General features: G+C 66.4%; 14 protein-coding genes. 7 read left to right on the top strand and 7 right to left on the bottom strand.

All coding sequences use genetic code 11. The annotated features are described in order from the left end of the window. Positions 1 to 42: 42 nt before the first annotated feature. The 3 genes from N5I32_RS15495 to N5I32_RS15485 are packed head-to-tail and all read right to left on the bottom strand — an operon-like array spanning position 43 to position 2,382. Positions 43 to 1,176, bottom strand: a complete 1,134-nt coding sequence (locus N5I32_RS15495) for a CaiB/BaiF CoA transferase family protein (RefSeq protein ID WP_261496824.1) — start codon at positions 1,174 to 1,176, stop codon at positions 43 to 45. Between the two features lie 2 nt (positions 1,177 to 1,178). Beyond that, positions 1,179 to 1,850, bottom strand: a complete 672-nt coding sequence (locus N5I32_RS15490; protein ID WP_261496823.1) for a DsbA family protein — start codon at positions 1,848 to 1,850, stop codon at positions 1,179 to 1,181. A gap of 4 nt (positions 1,851 to 1,854) precedes the next feature. Next, positions 1,855 to 2,382, bottom strand: a complete 528-nt coding sequence (locus N5I32_RS15485) for a DUF721 domain-containing protein (protein WP_261496822.1) — start codon at positions 2,380 to 2,382, stop codon at positions 1,855 to 1,857. 26 nt (positions 2,383 to 2,408) lie between these two features. Between N5I32_RS15485 and mutY the strand changes: the two genes are divergently transcribed. Both mutY and N5I32_RS15475 read left to right on the top strand, forming a co-directional pair. Next, positions 2,409 to 3,545, top strand: coding sequence for an A/G-specific adenine glycosylase (mutY, locus tag N5I32_RS15480; protein ID WP_261496821.1), 1,137 nt, complete (start codon positions 2,409 to 2,411; stop codon positions 3,543 to 3,545). Between the two features lie 28 nt (positions 3,546 to 3,573). Further along, the gene (locus tag N5I32_RS15475) at positions 3,574 to 4,698 is read left to right on the top strand and encodes an alkane 1-monooxygenase (RefSeq protein ID WP_261496820.1); all 1,125 of its coding nucleotides are present in this window, start codon (positions 3,574 to 3,576) and stop codon (positions 4,696 to 4,698) included. Between the two features lie 10 nt (positions 4,699 to 4,708). Here the strand turns inward: N5I32_RS15475 and N5I32_RS15470 are convergent, their stop codons facing one another. From N5I32_RS15470 to N5I32_RS15455, 4 genes are all read right to left on the bottom strand, one after another. Then, positions 4,709 to 5,782 (bottom strand): class I SAM-dependent methyltransferase, encoded by a 1,074-nt coding sequence (locus tag N5I32_RS15470; protein WP_261496819.1) that lies wholly within the window; start codon positions 5,780 to 5,782, stop codon positions 4,709 to 4,711. A gap of 135 nt (positions 5,783 to 5,917) precedes the next feature. After that, complete coding sequence (locus N5I32_RS15465) at positions 5,918 to 7,033, bottom strand: site-specific DNA-methyltransferase (protein WP_261496818.1); 1,116 nt, start codon at positions 7,031 to 7,033, stop codon at positions 5,918 to 5,920. Positions 7,034 to 7,144: 111 nt separating this feature from the next. Next, positions 7,145 to 7,780, bottom strand: coding sequence for a ribonuclease HII (gene rnhB / locus N5I32_RS15460; RefSeq protein ID WP_261496817.1), 636 nt, complete (start codon positions 7,778 to 7,780; stop codon positions 7,145 to 7,147). A gap of 125 nt (positions 7,781 to 7,905) precedes the next feature. Continuing rightward, positions 7,906 to 8,373 carry a hypothetical protein gene (locus N5I32_RS15455; RefSeq protein ID WP_261496816.1) on the bottom strand — a complete coding sequence of 156 codons (468 nt, stop codon included), beginning with the start codon at positions 8,371 to 8,373 and terminating at the stop codon, positions 7,906 to 7,908. 190 nt (positions 8,374 to 8,563) lie between these two features. On the opposite strand from N5I32_RS15455, the gene N5I32_RS15450 reads away from it, so the two are divergent. The 5 genes from N5I32_RS15450 (at position 8,564) to N5I32_RS15430 (ending at position 13,368) form a co-directional block, all read left to right on the top strand. Continuing rightward, positions 8,564 to 8,803, top strand: a complete 240-nt coding sequence (locus N5I32_RS15450) for a hypothetical protein (RefSeq protein ID WP_261496815.1) — start codon at positions 8,564 to 8,566, stop codon at positions 8,801 to 8,803. 23 nt (positions 8,804 to 8,826) lie between these two features. Beyond that, positions 8,827 to 9,531, top strand: a complete 705-nt coding sequence (locus tag N5I32_RS15445) for a winged helix-turn-helix domain-containing protein (RefSeq protein ID WP_261496814.1) — start codon at positions 8,827 to 8,829, stop codon at positions 9,529 to 9,531. Between the two features lie 67 nt (positions 9,532 to 9,598). Further along, positions 9,599 to 10,693 (top strand): carboxynorspermidine decarboxylase, encoded by a 1,095-nt coding sequence (gene nspC / locus N5I32_RS15440; RefSeq protein WP_261496813.1) that lies wholly within the window; start codon positions 9,599 to 9,601, stop codon positions 10,691 to 10,693. A 52-nt stretch (positions 10,694 to 10,745) separates the two neighbouring features. Beyond that, positions 10,746 to 11,987: a saccharopine dehydrogenase family protein gene (locus tag N5I32_RS15435; protein WP_261496812.1), complete on the top strand. Its 1,242-nt coding sequence runs from the start codon at positions 10,746 to 10,748 to the stop codon at positions 11,985 to 11,987. 265 nt (positions 11,988 to 12,252) lie between these two features. After that, on the top strand, positions 12,253 to 13,368 hold the full coding sequence (locus tag N5I32_RS15430; protein WP_261496811.1) for an HPP family protein: 1,116 nt from the start codon (positions 12,253 to 12,255) through the stop codon (positions 13,366 to 13,368). The last annotated feature ends 196 nt before the right edge of the window (positions 13,369 to 13,564 follow it).

Here is a 13,564-nt window from a genome sequence, read left to right as displayed (position 1 = left end):
CGGGGGGTGCGGGGGGCAGACGGCCCCCCGCTTCCGCCGCTTTCAGCCGCGGCCGCGTTTCACCTCGGCATCGTGTTCGCCAAGCTTGGGCGACGGCCGGTCCAGCGCCAGGTCGGCGCCGGAAAAGCGGAAGGGCGCGCGCACGCCGGGCACACCGTCGCGTTCGATCTTCATCCCGCGCGCGACGACCTGCGGATCGGCGAAGACCTCCGACAGGTCATTGATCGGCCCTGCGGGCACGCCCTCTGCCTCGCAAGCGGCCAAGAGGTCGGCCTTCTTCCAGAGCCGTGTGCGCGCCGTCAACCGTTCGGTCAGTGCGACGCGGTTGGCGATGCGGTCGGCATTCGTCCGGTACTCCGGCATCTCTCCCAGGTCCGCGACGCCGAGGATGGCACACAGCCGGCGATACTGCGCGTCGTTCCCTGTCGCCAGGATGATCCAGCCATCCGCGCAGTCGAAGACCGCGTAGGGCACGAGGTTCTGGTGCGCGTTGCCGATCCGGCCGGGGGTCTTGCCGGTGGCAAGGTAGTTCATCGCCTGGTTCGCCATGACGGCGACGGTGACGTCCAGAAGCGCCATGTCGATCTGCTGGCCGACGCCGGTCGTGGCCCGCTGGTGGACGGCCGCGAGGATCGCGGTCGCCGCATAGACGCCGGTGAAGATGTCTGCGACCGCGACACCCACCTTCTGCGGCTGTCCTGCGGGATCGCCCGTCACGCTCATCAGGCCGCCCATGCCCTGGATGATGTAGTCATAGCCGGCGCGGTGGGCGTAGGGGCCGTCCTGCCCGAACCCGGTGATCGAACAGTAGATGATCCGCGGGTTGACCGCGCGCAGGCCCGCGTAGTCCAGCCCGTACTTGGCCAGCCCGCCGACCTTGAAATTCTCGATCACGATGTCGGCGTCGCGTACCAGATCGCGAACGAAGGCCTGTCCCTCAGCGGTGCGGAAATCGGCGATGACCGATCGCTTGCCGCGATTGCAGGCGTGGAAATAGGCGGCAGACCTGTCGCCGTCACGGTCGATGAATGGCGGCCCCCAGCGCCGGGTATCGTCACCCTCCGGCGCCTCGACCTTGATCACGCCCGCGCCCAGATCCGCAAGCGTCTGACCGGCCCAGGGACCGGCCAGGATGCGGGCCAGTTCGACCACCTTAAGCCCGGCAAGTGGTGTCATGGTCAGTTCGCGAGCTTTTCGTCCAGGATCTTCGCGAAGTCCTCGTAGGACATGTTCGAATACTTCTGTCCGTCGATGATGAAGCTCGGCGTTCCCGTGATCTCGTCGTTGGTGGCGTTGGTCTGGTAGTTGGCGACCATCGCCTTGGCCATATCGTTGTCTTTCAGGCAGGCGTCGAGCGCGTCCGGCGCGATGCCCGCCTTCAGCCCGATCTTGCGCAGTTTGTCGGCGATGCCCGCCTCGTTCTCGGCGGCAAGCCATTCCTTCTGCGTGTCGTAGATCATGTCGGAGATGCCGAAGTACTTCTCCGCCCCGCCGCAGCGTGCGACCATCGCGGCCCAGAGCCCGAACTTGTCGAAATAGACCTCGCGGTAGACGAAGCGGATCTTGCCGGTGTCGATGTAGTCCGCCTTGAGTTGATCGAAGACGGTTTCGTGGAAATTCTGGCAATGCGGGCAGGTGAACGAGGCATACTCGATGACCGTGACCGCCGCGTCTTCCTGCCCAAGCACCATGTCGGGCACCAGTGCCGCCTCGGAGGTCGCTGCCGCTGTTTGCGCCTCGGCAGCGGTGGACAGGGACGGTGGCAGGTTCGCTTCCGGCTGGGAAGCCCACCATGCGCCGCCGGCGACGCCCGCGACCACGAGTGCGGCCAGCTTCAGTTTCTTCGACATGAGATCAGCCTTTCTGTTTCCCGCTGCGAGATAAGACTTTTTCCCCCAGCGCTTCAAGGGCGGCCCGCAGCCCTTCGTCGCCGACGCCCCGCGCCAGCCTGCGCGCAGCTTCGGCCCTCGCGGGGTCGATGGGCGCCTCCCGGATCGCCGGCGCAGGCTCGAATGCGGCCTGGCCGTCGGAAAAGCCGGTCGGCGCCGTCTGGGTTATCGCGATGCGGGATATCGCGTTGTAGCCGTAGCAGGCGTTGACCCGATCGCGGATCGTCGGAACCTGCATCTGGACCAGGGGCGCCGAGGCGCCTGTGGTGAGGATGGTGAGCGTCGCCCCGAACCCGTCGCGCGGATAGCTGACCTTGACCGGCATGGCCACGCCCGCGATATCCTCGCCCACCACTTCGGCCCAGTGCGTCAGGAGCCGCGAGACCGCAAAGCCGCGCCCCTCACCCAGTTTCCGGATCCGTCCGGACAACAGGGTTGCGGCGGTCTCGAAGCCGCGCCGCCGCCGCTCTGGCCGAGAATCTGCGTCCGTCATCCCTGTCCTTCCGGAAGTTCTGGGCTATGTTAGGCGGAAAAGCGGGCGTTGCCCAGAAACTCGCCCTGCCGGAGAGCGAAAAGTTGCGTGAAGAGGAGATCGGCCGCGCATTGCTGGCCTGGTACGACCGCCAGGCACGCGTGATGCCCTGGCGTGTCGGGCCCGAGGAACGGCGGCAGGGCGTCCGGCCCGATCCCTATCGCGTCTGGCTGTCCGAAGTCATGCTCCAGCAGACCACGGTTGCCGCCGTGCGCGACTACTTCCGCCGCTTCACCCTGCTCTGGCCGACGGTGGCCGACCTGGCCGCCGCGGAGGACGGCCGGGTCATGGCCGAATGGGCGGGACTTGGCTACTACGCGCGCGCCCGCAACCTGCTCAGATGCGCGCGCACGGTTGCCGCCGATCATGGCGGGCGCTTTCCCTCGACCGCCGCGGAGTTGCGCGCGCTTCCCGGCATCGGCCCCTACACCGCCGCAGCCATCGCCGCGATAGCGCATGATGAACCCGCGACCGTGGTCGATGGCAATGTGGAGCGTGTGGTGGCGCGGCTGTTCGCCGTCCGCACGCCCCTTCCCGCAGCCAAGCCGCGGCTGACAGAGCTTGCCGCACGGCTGACACCGGCCGACCGGCCGGGCGATCATGCGCAGGCGATGATGGACCTGGGAGCTACGATCTGCACCCCGCGCAAGCCCGCCTGCACGCTTTGCCCGCTTGCGGCGGCCTGTCTGGCGCGCCAGTCGGGTCTTGAAACCGCGCTGCCCGCGAAGGCGGCGAAGCCGGCGAAACCCACGCGACATGGCATCGTTTTCGTCGGCATCCGCAGCGATGGCGCGGTGCTGCTGGAACGGCGGCCTGAGCGCGGATTGCTGGGCGGCATGCTCGGCTGGCCCGGAAGCGACTGGTCCGAGGCACCTGCCGAACCCGCCCCCCCGGCAGAGGGAAACTGGCAACCTGCGGGCACGGCGCGGCACACCTTCACCCATTTTCACCTTGTGCTTGATGTGCGCGCGGCGCGGCTGGCCCCTGGTTCCGCCGCGCTGACGGGCACGTTCGTGTCACGGGATGACTTTCGCCCCACCGACCTGCCGACGCTGATGCGCAAGGCGCTTGACGTAGCGTCGGGCGCTTTCGCCGCAGTTGAGGCGCCGGGGCGGGATCACTAGGCTGCGACCATTGCCAAGGACCGGATCCATGTCACGCCTGTCTTCCGCCCTGCCATTCTGGATTTCGCTTGCCCTCTTACCGCTGGCGGCCATCGGCGCCCACTTCGGCGGATGGACGGTGTTCCTGCTGCCGCTTTACGGCTGGTGCGGGGTCACGCTGCTTGACGCCGTCTTCGGCCGGAACACGGAGAACCCCGACCCTTCGACGCCGGAGAGGGACCTTTTCTGGTATCGGCTGATCACGCTTCTGTGGTTTCCGATCCAGGTCACCGCGGTCTACGGCACGATCTGGTGGGTGACGCAGACCGATACGCTGGCCGCCTGGGAACGCATCGCGCTGGGCTTCGGGCTTGGCGTGATCTCCGGCTCGATCGGGATCACCTACGCGCATGAGTTGATGCATCAGGGCAACCGGCTGGAACGGTGGCTTGGCGACCTGCTTCTGGCGACCGTTCTCTACAGCCATTTCCGCACCGAGCATCTCTTGGTGCACCACCGCTATGTCGGGACGCCCCGCGATGCGGTGACCGCGCGCTACAATGAGGGGTTCCACCGCTTTTTCCCCCGCGTCCTGTGCGAAGGGCCGGCTTCCGCCTGGCGGGCGGAGCGTCAGTTGCTGGCGCGGGCGAACCGGACCATGTGGCACCGGTCGAACCCGTTCTGGCGCTACGGCGCGCTGCAGGCGCTGGCGATCCTGGCCGCGTATCTCGTCGGCGGCTGGGCGGGTCTGGGCCTGTTCCTCTGGCAGGCCCTGGTCGCCGTCTGGCAGCTTGAACTGGTGAACTACGTCGAGCACTACGGGCTGACCCGCGAGCATCTGGGCGACGGGCGGTATGAACCGGTGCGCCCGCATCATTCCTGGAACGCCGATCACACCGCCTCGAACTGGATGCTGATCAACCTGCAGCGCCATTCCGACCACCACATCCGGCCCGACCGGCGCTTTCCCCTGTTGCAGACCTACGGGGCCGCGGACGCCCCGCAACTGCCGCTCGGCTATCCCGCGATGACGGCGCTTGCGATGGTTCCGCCCCTGTGGCGGCGGCGGATGAACCCGCGCGTGCGGGCCTGGCGCAAGGCGTTCTATCCCGGCATCGCCGACTGGCAGGACTACAACCGCGGGCGCCTGCCGATGCCGAAGGGGGCCAGCTAGGTTTGGCCGGTCAGGGCCAGTTGGCCGGACAGAACCCGTTCGCCTCGCACGCGAGCCAAAGCGGGGACAGCCAGGCCAGATCACGCGGCAATGGCCGGTCGGGAGAGGCGACATGCGGGCCCATGCGCAAGGTCTCCCGTCTCAGGCCCTCGGCTTCGGCGGCGCTGATCCCGGCCACGAAGACCGCCGACTGGATCGCGCGACAGCCTTCCACTTGCAGATCCATCGTGCCGAACGGGGCCAGGATCACGGTTCCCGGCCGGGCCATCGCGACGATACGCGCCTCGAGCGCCGCCTGCAGGGCGTCGTTCCGCATCGGCCGGTAAAGGTAAATCACGTCGTAATCGCCGTATCCCTCGAAACTCAGGGCGTCGCCCTCGATGACCGAGCAGCGCCGCGCGTCCACGGCCGCGAAGGTGCGCCGCGCCGTCTCGGCGTAGCCGGGATCGAATTCGATCCCATCCGCGCGATCGAAAAACTGCGCCGCGATCACGACCTTCAGGCCGCCGCCGCAGCCCACATCCAGAAACCTTGCCGGCCTGCCCGTCTTCCGGGCCAGCAGGATCCGATAGGCGAGATGGGCGATCTCCGTGAACAGGGAGACGCTGAGCGCGATGTCGGGAAAGCAACCGAGCTCACCGGCAGAGGCTGCCTGCACCTGCGGATTGACAGCGCGGTGGACCTGCGTGAACGACCGGTCCGAAATCGCGCGTTGGGTCGTCGAAATGTCCAGCAGATGACCGCCGCGATCCAAGAGCGGAAAGGCCCTGCGCCGCTCGATCTGGTGTAGCGCTTCCAGCACCCGGCTCCACGCCCTGAAGCGGCCGCGCAGCGCCTTGAGCCGCCGCGCCATTTCCAGCGTTTCCGCGCCGCGCGCAGGCTGCCCCGGTCCGATCGACCGGCGCCCCTTCGCCGCGGCCAACCGCGCGAGTTCGAGCAACCGCGTCAGCGCAGCGATTTCCGGCGCAAGGGTAGGCCGCCCCACCGCGCCGCGCGCAAGCTTGGCGACGGCCCGGTCAGCCTGAAGATGCGCCTCGGCCTCGATCGCGTCGAGGGGCCGTTCGACGTCGCGCAGCGATTTCATCCCTGATTCTTCCGCTTCGGTGCCGCCTGCGCAGAGTGGACGAAGGTGGTGCACAAAAAAAGCCCCGCCGGTCGCCCGGCGGGGAAGTGTCGTGCCGTGGGTCAGGCCACAGGCACCGGCGGTAACCGTGCGGATTCAGTGGGACTGCGCGTCGCCCATCTCGGCGCGGATCTGCTGGCGCAGGATGTCGATGGGAACAAGTTTGCCCTCGCGCCGGAAATGCCAGTAGGTCCAGCCGTTGCAGGACGGGGCCCCTTCCAGATGCGCGCCGACCTGATGGATGGAGCCCTTGACGTCGCTGCCGACAAGCGTGCCATCGGCGCGCACCTTCGCGGTCGCTCCGCGCGGCGATGTCAGAAGCTCACCCGGCCTCAGCATGCCGCGTTCGACCACCTGCCCGAAGGGCACGCGCGGCTCCGCGCGCCTTGACACGGAGGTTTCCAGCGCCTCGCGGTCGAACTTGCGGATCTTCGCGATGCGCTTTTCCGCTGCGGCGCGATAGGCCGCCTCGCGCTCGATCCCGATGAAATCCCGCCCCAGCATCTTCGCGACCGCACCTGTCGTGCCGGTGCCGAAGAAGGGGTCCAGGATCACGTCGCCGGGGTTGGTCGTGCCGACGATGACGCGATGCAGGAGAGCCTCCGGCTTCTGCGTCGGATGGGCCTTGTCTCCGGCTGCGTCCTTCAGTCGTTCATGCCCGGTGCACAGCGGAATGACCCAGTCCGACCGCATCTGCACGCCTTCGTTCAGCGCCTTCAGCGCCTCGTAGTTGAAGGTGTATTTGCCGCCCTCTGACTTCGAGGCCCAGATCAGCGTCTCGTGCGCGTTGGTCAGGCGCTTGCCGCGGAAGTTGGGCATCGGGTTCGACTTGCGCCAGACAACGTCGTTCAGGATCCAGAAACCCTGGTTCTGCAACTCCGCGCCCATCCGGAAGACGTTGTGATAGGAGCCGATGACCCAGATCGCGCCGTTGGGCTTCAGCAGCCGCCGCGCCGCTGCCAGCCAGTCGCGGGTAAAGCGGTCGTAGGCCTCGAAGCTCGAAAACTGGTCCCAGTGGTCGTCGACCGCATCGACGCGGCTGTTGTCTGGGCGGTGCAGGTCGCCGCGCAACTGAAGATTGTAGGGCGGATCGGCAAAGATGAGATCCACGCTTCCCTCGGGGAGAGAGAGCATCACCTCGATGCAGTCGCCCGCAAGGATCTGGTTGAGGGGCAGCGCCGCCTGCGCGCCCATGGCCTTGGTCGTCGTCATCTCTGCCTCGTCTTCGGCGTTTCGCCGTTCGGTATCCCGGCGTCTTGGGGGCCGGACTTGTTGCTACCGAAGATGATTCAGGACCGATTCGCCGTCAAATTCTTTTTTGAATCAAGGGGTTATAGTTTGCTCTTGATACAAGATGTTGTGCACCGGCCGGAACGAACGCCTATGGTGTGGGGTTGGCCCAAGATTTCGGAGGGCTTCAAGATGGTCCTTCGTCGGATAGCCGGCGTTCCGCTCCCAGCCGTAGCCGGGATGCTGTTGCGCCAAATCCACCATGATGCGATCGCGCACCACCTTGGCGACGATCGAAGCGGCGGCGATCGACAGCGACCGTGCATCGCCCTTCACGATGGTTTCGGCAGGGATCGCGAGGTCGCGAGGGGCCAGGTTGCCGTCGATCAGGGCCAGGTCGGCGCCGCCGGGCAGGGCATCCAGTGCACGCACCATCGCCAGGTGACTGGCCCGCAGGATGTTGAGCGCGTCGATCTCGGCCACGCTCGCCTCGGCCCAGGCGACCTCCGCGACCTCGTTGATCGCGTCAAAGAGCGTCTCGCGGCGTGCCGGGCTGAGCGCCTTGGAATCGTTCAGCCCGTCGGGAATGCAGCCGGGTTCAAGCCGCACCGCGGCCGCGACGACCGGGCCGCACAGCGGGCCGCGACCGGCTTCGTCCACGCCCGCGATACGGGTGACCCCGCGCATGAGCGCGGCACTCTCGAACGAAAAGTCGGGTCTGGTCTTCATGCGGCGACTTTGGCGAATGCGTGCGGGCCCGCAAGCAAAAAGGGGCGGATGCCGAAACATCCACCCCAGTCACGACATGCTCAAAGGGGAAGGCACGCCGTCTGCTCGATTGGTCTTGTGTCGCGTTACCGGCGGGACCAGGCGACGCGATACCCCCTGTCCTGCAGGCAATGGAGTCCGTAGGCGTGACGCCGGTCTCCGCGTGCCTTCACCTCGACCCGGCATTCGCCGGGAAGCCGGCGCGCGGCGCCGAATTCGCTCATGCAGCGCGAGGAGACGACCTCGCGCCAGCGCCCGCGGACCTTGCCGTCGAAGACGCACTGCGCAGGAATGATCTTGCCCTTGTGGCGATAGGCGCTGCCGTATCCGTCATAGGGACGGCGCTCGTTTGACCAGCGATCGTCCGACCATTCGTTGTCGGAGGCGTTGCGGATCTCTTCCCGGTTCTTCTTGTCAAGTTCGTGGACAAGAAGGCCGACACCGATTGCGCCGATGGTCATTTTCAGCAGGTCGTTGTTGTCGGCACGGGCCGGAGCGGCCGTTGTGATGGCGATGGCGGCTGCTACGATGGCAGCGGTGATGCGATTTTTCATCCTGGTTCTCCGGGCTCAGGCGGCGCTGGGGCCGCGGCTCATGGAAACCAGATGCGGGCAGTCCGGGGGGACAGGCAATTACGCAGCCCCGATATTCGATAACAGGGCGGGCACCCGGCTTTGATATTGATTAACCGCGCCTGCGAGCGCAGGTTGATCGCAACTTCCCCGAACCACGGGCCTGAAACCGATGAAACGAACCCTTTCCGCCCTTGCGGCGCTTGCCGCACTGACCTTCGCTTCGCCTGCACTGGCGGATTGCACGGTCAAGTACAAGGCCAAGCAGGACAACCCTCTCCAACTCAGGGCGGGCGAGGCGACGCTGCCCGACAGCGCCTGCGGGTCGAAGGATGCCGCCGCCGCCGCCCTGGCGCCGATGCTGGCCCGCGAGGGCTGGACGCTTCTGGCGATTGTCGCCATCCTTGGCTAGTTCGTCCTAGCCGGGAATCTGCCGTGTCCGACTATCCCAACACCGCCCAGGTGGCGATCAAGGCCGGAAACCGCGTGGTGATCTGGGGTATCGCAGGCATCATTGCGACCCTGGTCCTTGCGGCGGGTTTCCTGTTCTTCTCGCTCCCCGACGCCAACGTCTTCAACGCCCGGGTCGAGCGTATCTTCATCGAGAACGACGCGCTCACCACCAGCGAGCAGATCAAGCTGCTCGAGATCCTCGCGCAGTCCGGGACCGCCTTTGCCCAGGTCCTGACCAGCTACCGGGTCGTCATCTTCATCCTGATGATCTTCGCGGCCGCGCTGCTGATCGCGGCGCTGGTCTTCCTTGTCATGATCGTCGCGCTCAACCGTCGGATGGTGGAGATCCAGCGGCAGGGGATCCAGGTCTCCTCGCTCCTCATCAGCCGGAACGAGAAGGCGGTGGTGCTGAACGACCTCGAGTTCAAGCTGACGGATGCGGCGATCGAGACGCTGGCCGTCCTGGCCGAGGCGCGGATGGACGACGACGTCCTGTCGGGCGCCGAGATCGAGGCGGTGATCACCGGACGCAAGGCCGCCGACTGCGACGAGGCGGCGGGTGCGGTCCGCATCAAGCGACTGCGCGATGCGCTCGGCAACCAGATCGTGTCGGAACTTCTGGTGAAGAACATCGCCCGGCGCGGCTACATGCTGGCCGTCAACAAGGACGCGATCCGCATGATCTGAATCGCCCTTGCGCCGGGGGGCGGGGGGTCCTATACGAACGCCTCGTTTGCCGGTTGGGGGGCTGCCCGTGCTTCAGACACCCTTCTATCTGATCGACAAGGCGAAGCTTCTTCGCAACATGGAGATCATCGACCGCCTGCGCGCGGGGTCCGGGGCCAAGGCGCTTCTGGCGCTCAAGTGCTTTGCGACCTGGTCGGCCTTCGACCTGATGCGCGAGCATATGGACGGCACCACCTCCTCCTCTCTCTTCGAGTTGCGGCTGGGCAAGGAAAAGTTCGGCAAGGAAACGCATGCCTATTCGGTGGCCTGGGCGGATCACGAGATCGCCGAGGCGGTGGGCTACGCCGACAAGATCATCTTCAACTCCATCGGCCAGCTGGAACGCTTCGACAACCATTCGGCGGGCATCCAGCGGGGACTGCGCCTCAACCCGCGCTTCTCGACCTCCGGCTTCGACCTTGCCGACCCGGCGCGGCCGTTCTCGCGACTGGGCGAGTGGGATGCGAACCGCATCGCGCAGGTGATCGACCGGATTTCCGGCTTCATGATCCACTACAACTGCGAGAACCGCGATTTCGCGCTTTTTGACGAGCAGCTGGGCAGGATCGAGAAGGAATTCGGGCGCCTGCTTGAGCGGGTGAAATGGGTCAGCCTTGGCGGCGGCATCCACTTCACCGGCGAGGGCTATCCGGTCGACGACCTCGCCGCGCGGCTGAAGGCGTTTTCCGACAGGTTCGGCGTACAGGTCTATCTGGAGCCGGGCGAGGCCGCGATCACCAATTCCACTTCGCTGGAAGTGACCGTCCTCGACCTCCTGAACAACGGCAAGGACCTGGCCATCGTCGACAGCTCGATCGAGGCGCACATGCTCGACCTGCTGATCTACCGCGAAAAGGCGAAGCTGCCGCAGCAGGGCGCGCACGAATACCAGATCTGCGGCAAGTCCTGCCTGGCCGGCGACATCTTCGGGGATGCGCGGTTCGAACGCCCGCTGTCGGTCGGCGACCGCATTTCGGTCGCGGACGCGGCCGGCTACACGATGGTGAAGAAGAACTGGTTCAACGGCGTGAACATGCCGTCCATCGCCATCCGGGAACTGGACGGGCAGATCCGCCTGGTCCGTGAATTTGGCTACGAGGATTACGCCTCCAGCCTGTCGTGAGCGTGTTACACGCTCCCCTTCCACTGGCCTCTGGGACAAGGAGACAGCCGAAGTGAAAAAGAACGTGCTCATCATCGGGGCGGGCGGCGTCGCGCAGGTCGTGGCGCACAAATGCGCGCAAGCCAACGACGTGCTGGGCGACCTGCATATCGCGAGCCGCACGCGGGCCAAGTGCGATGCGATCATCGCCAGTGTGCACGAGAAGGGCGCGATGAAGGTGCCAGGCAGGTTCGAGGCCCATGCCGTCAATGCGATGGATACGTCCGCCGTCGCCGACCTGATCCGGACGACGGGCGCCCAGATCGTCATCAACGTCGGATCGGCCTTCGTGAACATGTATGTTCTCGACGCCTGCATCGCGACCGGCGTGGCCTACATGGATACGGCGATCCACGAAGACCCGGGCAAGATCTGCGAGACCCCGCCGTGGTATGGCAACTACGAGTGGAAGCGGCGAGAGGCCTGCGAGAAGGCCGGCGTCACCGCGATTCTCGGCGTTGGCTTTGACCCCGGCGTGGTGAACGCCTATGCGCGGCTGGCCGAAGAGGACTATCTCGACACGATCGAGAGCATCGACATCGTCGACATCAATGCGGGTTCCCACGGGCGTTGGTTCGCCACGAACTTCGACCCGGAGATCAACTTCCGCGAATTCACCGGTACCGTCTATTCGTGGCAGGGCGGCAAGTGGCAGGAAAACAGAATGTTCGAAGTCGGGCGCCAGTGGGAACTGCCCGTCGTTGGCCGGCAGAAGGCCTATTTGACCGGCCATGACGAGGTGCATTCGCTTTCCGCCCGCTATCCGCAGGCGGACGTGCGGTTCTGGATGGGTTTTGGCGATCACTACATCAATGTCTTCACCGTCCTGAAGAACCTTGGCCTGCTGTCGGAGCAGCCGGTGAAGACCGCCGAAGGGCAGGAGGTCATCCCGCTCAAGGTCGTCAAGGCTGTCCTCCCCGACCCGGCAAGCCTTGCGCCGGACTACACCGGCAAGACCTGCATCGGCGACGTCGTGAAGGGCGTCCGGGACGGCAAGCCCGCCGAGGTCTTCATCTACAACGTCGCCGACCACAAGGAAGCCTATGAGGAGGTTGGCAGCCAGGGCATTTCCTATACCGCGGGCGTGCCGCCCGTCGCGGCTGCCATCCTGATCGCGAACGGTACCTGGGACGTCGGGCGCATGGCGAACGTGGAGGATCTCGACCCCAGGCCGTTCATCAATCTCCTGAACCGCATGGGCCTGCCGACTCGCGTCAAGGATGTCACGGGCGACCGGCCCGTCGACTTCGGTTGACCTGAGTGCGCTGGCGCGGGCGTTCCCGTGCCGCGCCGGTGCCGCAACGGCGCAAAAAAGGATGCCGTTCCGGGTATCGGCAGCCTTGGCCTTTGCCCGTTACCGGTCCGGCGGGGGTGGCGCGCGCGGTATCCTTCCCCGCAGGCTTGGCGGCGGACAGGGGTTTTGCGGGTGGCGCCGGCTTGCCCCTGCACGCGCGCGCGCAGGGCTTGCAGCCAGCGAACCGACCTGTCAGCACCCGCCGACCGAATCGCAAGAGGCTGACGTGACATCCCGTCTGAGTGCGATCCTGCACCACCTGGCCCCCGCGCTGCCCGCCGCCGCGGCGCGGGAACTCGCGCGCGCGCCCCTGGGCGCTGCGGCGGGGATCCTTGTCTGCGCCGGGCTTGTTGCCCTGTTGCAGGATGGCGCGGGTCTGCCGCTCCATCTGATCGCACCTCTGGGCGCGACGGCGGTTCTGGTCTTTGCCGTGCCCAACAGCCCCCTCGCGCAACCCTGGTCCGCGGTGGCCGGCAACGTGGTTTCCGCGGCGGTCGCGGTTGTCGTCGTGTTCGTGTCGCCCGCTTCGCTGGCGCCGGTTCTGGCCGTCGCGGCCGCGATCCTTGCCATGCTCCTGCTCCGGGCGCTGCATCCGCCGGGCGGGGCGGTGGCGCTTCTCGCGGCACTCGACCCTTCGGGCACCGAAGGCGCGGGCCTCATGTTCGCGCTTGCCCCCGTCGGGCTGTTGACTGCGGCGATGGTGTTGGCCGGGATTGCCTTCCACCGCGTCAGCGGCCGGGTCTATCCCTTTCGCCTTGTCGAGGATCTGCCCGCGCCGCCCTCGGACCTGCGCCTTGGCCTCAGCGAGGTCGAACTGGGTGAACTTCTGCGCCGGTTCAACCAGACACCGAACATCGGCGTCGCCGACCTTTCGCGCCTTCTGGCCGCCGCCGAGGCAGAGGCGGCCCATCACCGGTTTGATGCCGTGACCTGCGGCGACGTGATGACGCGCGACCTGATCACGGCGGACCCCGACACGCCGCTTTCCGAGGCCGTCCGGCTGTTCCGCGCCCACGCGATCAAGAGCCTGCCGGTCGTCGGGAAGGACGGCAAACTGATTGGCCTGATCCTTCAGGCCGACCTGATCGCCGCCCTGGTGTCCGGTCGTGCGTCCCTGCCGCTTCCCGTCCGCCGCAAGGAACCACGGGCGCGGGACATCATGCGGGCGGCCGGCGCGGCGGTCGCGCACGATCTTCCGGTCGGCGTCCTTCTCAACCGCCTGGCACGGCAAGGGGTCGAGGTGGTGCCCGTGCTGCGCGACGGGCAGCTTGCGGGGATCATCACCCGCTCCGACATCCTGGCGCTGCTGCTGAAGGGCGCGGTCCGTAGCGGCGCGAGCTGATCGGGGGCGTCCGGGAGATGCCGGACAGGCGGGCGTCCGGTCGCGGCGGGGGCGATGGATGGCGGCCCCGACAGCAGCCATACTCAGTTCCGAGACATTCCCAACATTTCCATGTTTCCCTTGTATTCACTGGACATTGTAGCCACATCGTTCCAAACTAGTCTAGCCCGTTCCGAAAATTAATGTGGGACGGATT

It is taken from the genome of Albidovulum sediminis (assembly GCF_025380365.1).
Taxonomy (GTDB): Bacteria; Pseudomonadota; Alphaproteobacteria; order Rhodobacterales; family Rhodobacteraceae; genus Albidovulum; species Albidovulum sediminis.
This window is presented reverse-complemented; position numbering and strand designations above follow the sequence as displayed.

Excerpts from the sequence above, each read along its gene's own strand:
- N5I32_RS15495 (WP_261496824.1), bottom strand. The coding sequence starts at position 1,176 with ATGACACCACTTGCCGGGCTTAAGGTGGTCGAACTGGCCCGCATCCTG.
- N5I32_RS15490 (WP_261496823.1), bottom strand. The coding sequence starts at position 1,850 with ATGTCGAAGAAACTGAAGCTGGCCGCACTCGTGGTCGCGGGCGTCGCC.
- N5I32_RS15485 (WP_261496822.1), bottom strand. The coding sequence starts at position 2,382 with ATGACGGACGCAGATTCTCGGCCAGAGCGGCGGCGGCGCGGCTTCGAG.
- mutY (WP_261496821.1), top strand. The coding sequence starts at position 2,409 with ATGTTAGGCGGAAAAGCGGGCGTTGCCCAGAAACTCGCCCTGCCGGAG.
- N5I32_RS15475 (WP_261496820.1), top strand. The coding sequence starts at position 3,574 with ATGTCACGCCTGTCTTCCGCCCTGCCATTCTGGATTTCGCTTGCCCTC.
- N5I32_RS15470 (WP_261496819.1), bottom strand. The coding sequence starts at position 5,782 with ATGAAATCGCTGCGCGACGTCGAACGGCCCCTCGACGCGATCGAGGCC.
- N5I32_RS15465 (WP_261496818.1), bottom strand. The coding sequence starts at position 7,033 with ATGACGACGACCAAGGCCATGGGCGCGCAGGCGGCGCTGCCCCTCAAC.
- rnhB (WP_261496817.1), bottom strand. The coding sequence starts at position 7,780 with ATGAAGACCAGACCCGACTTTTCGTTCGAGAGTGCCGCGCTCATGCGC.
- N5I32_RS15455 (WP_261496816.1), bottom strand. The coding sequence starts at position 8,373 with ATGAAAAATCGCATCACCGCTGCCATCGTAGCAGCCGCCATCGCCATC.
- N5I32_RS15450 (WP_261496815.1), top strand. The coding sequence starts at position 8,564 with ATGAAACGAACCCTTTCCGCCCTTGCGGCGCTTGCCGCACTGACCTTC.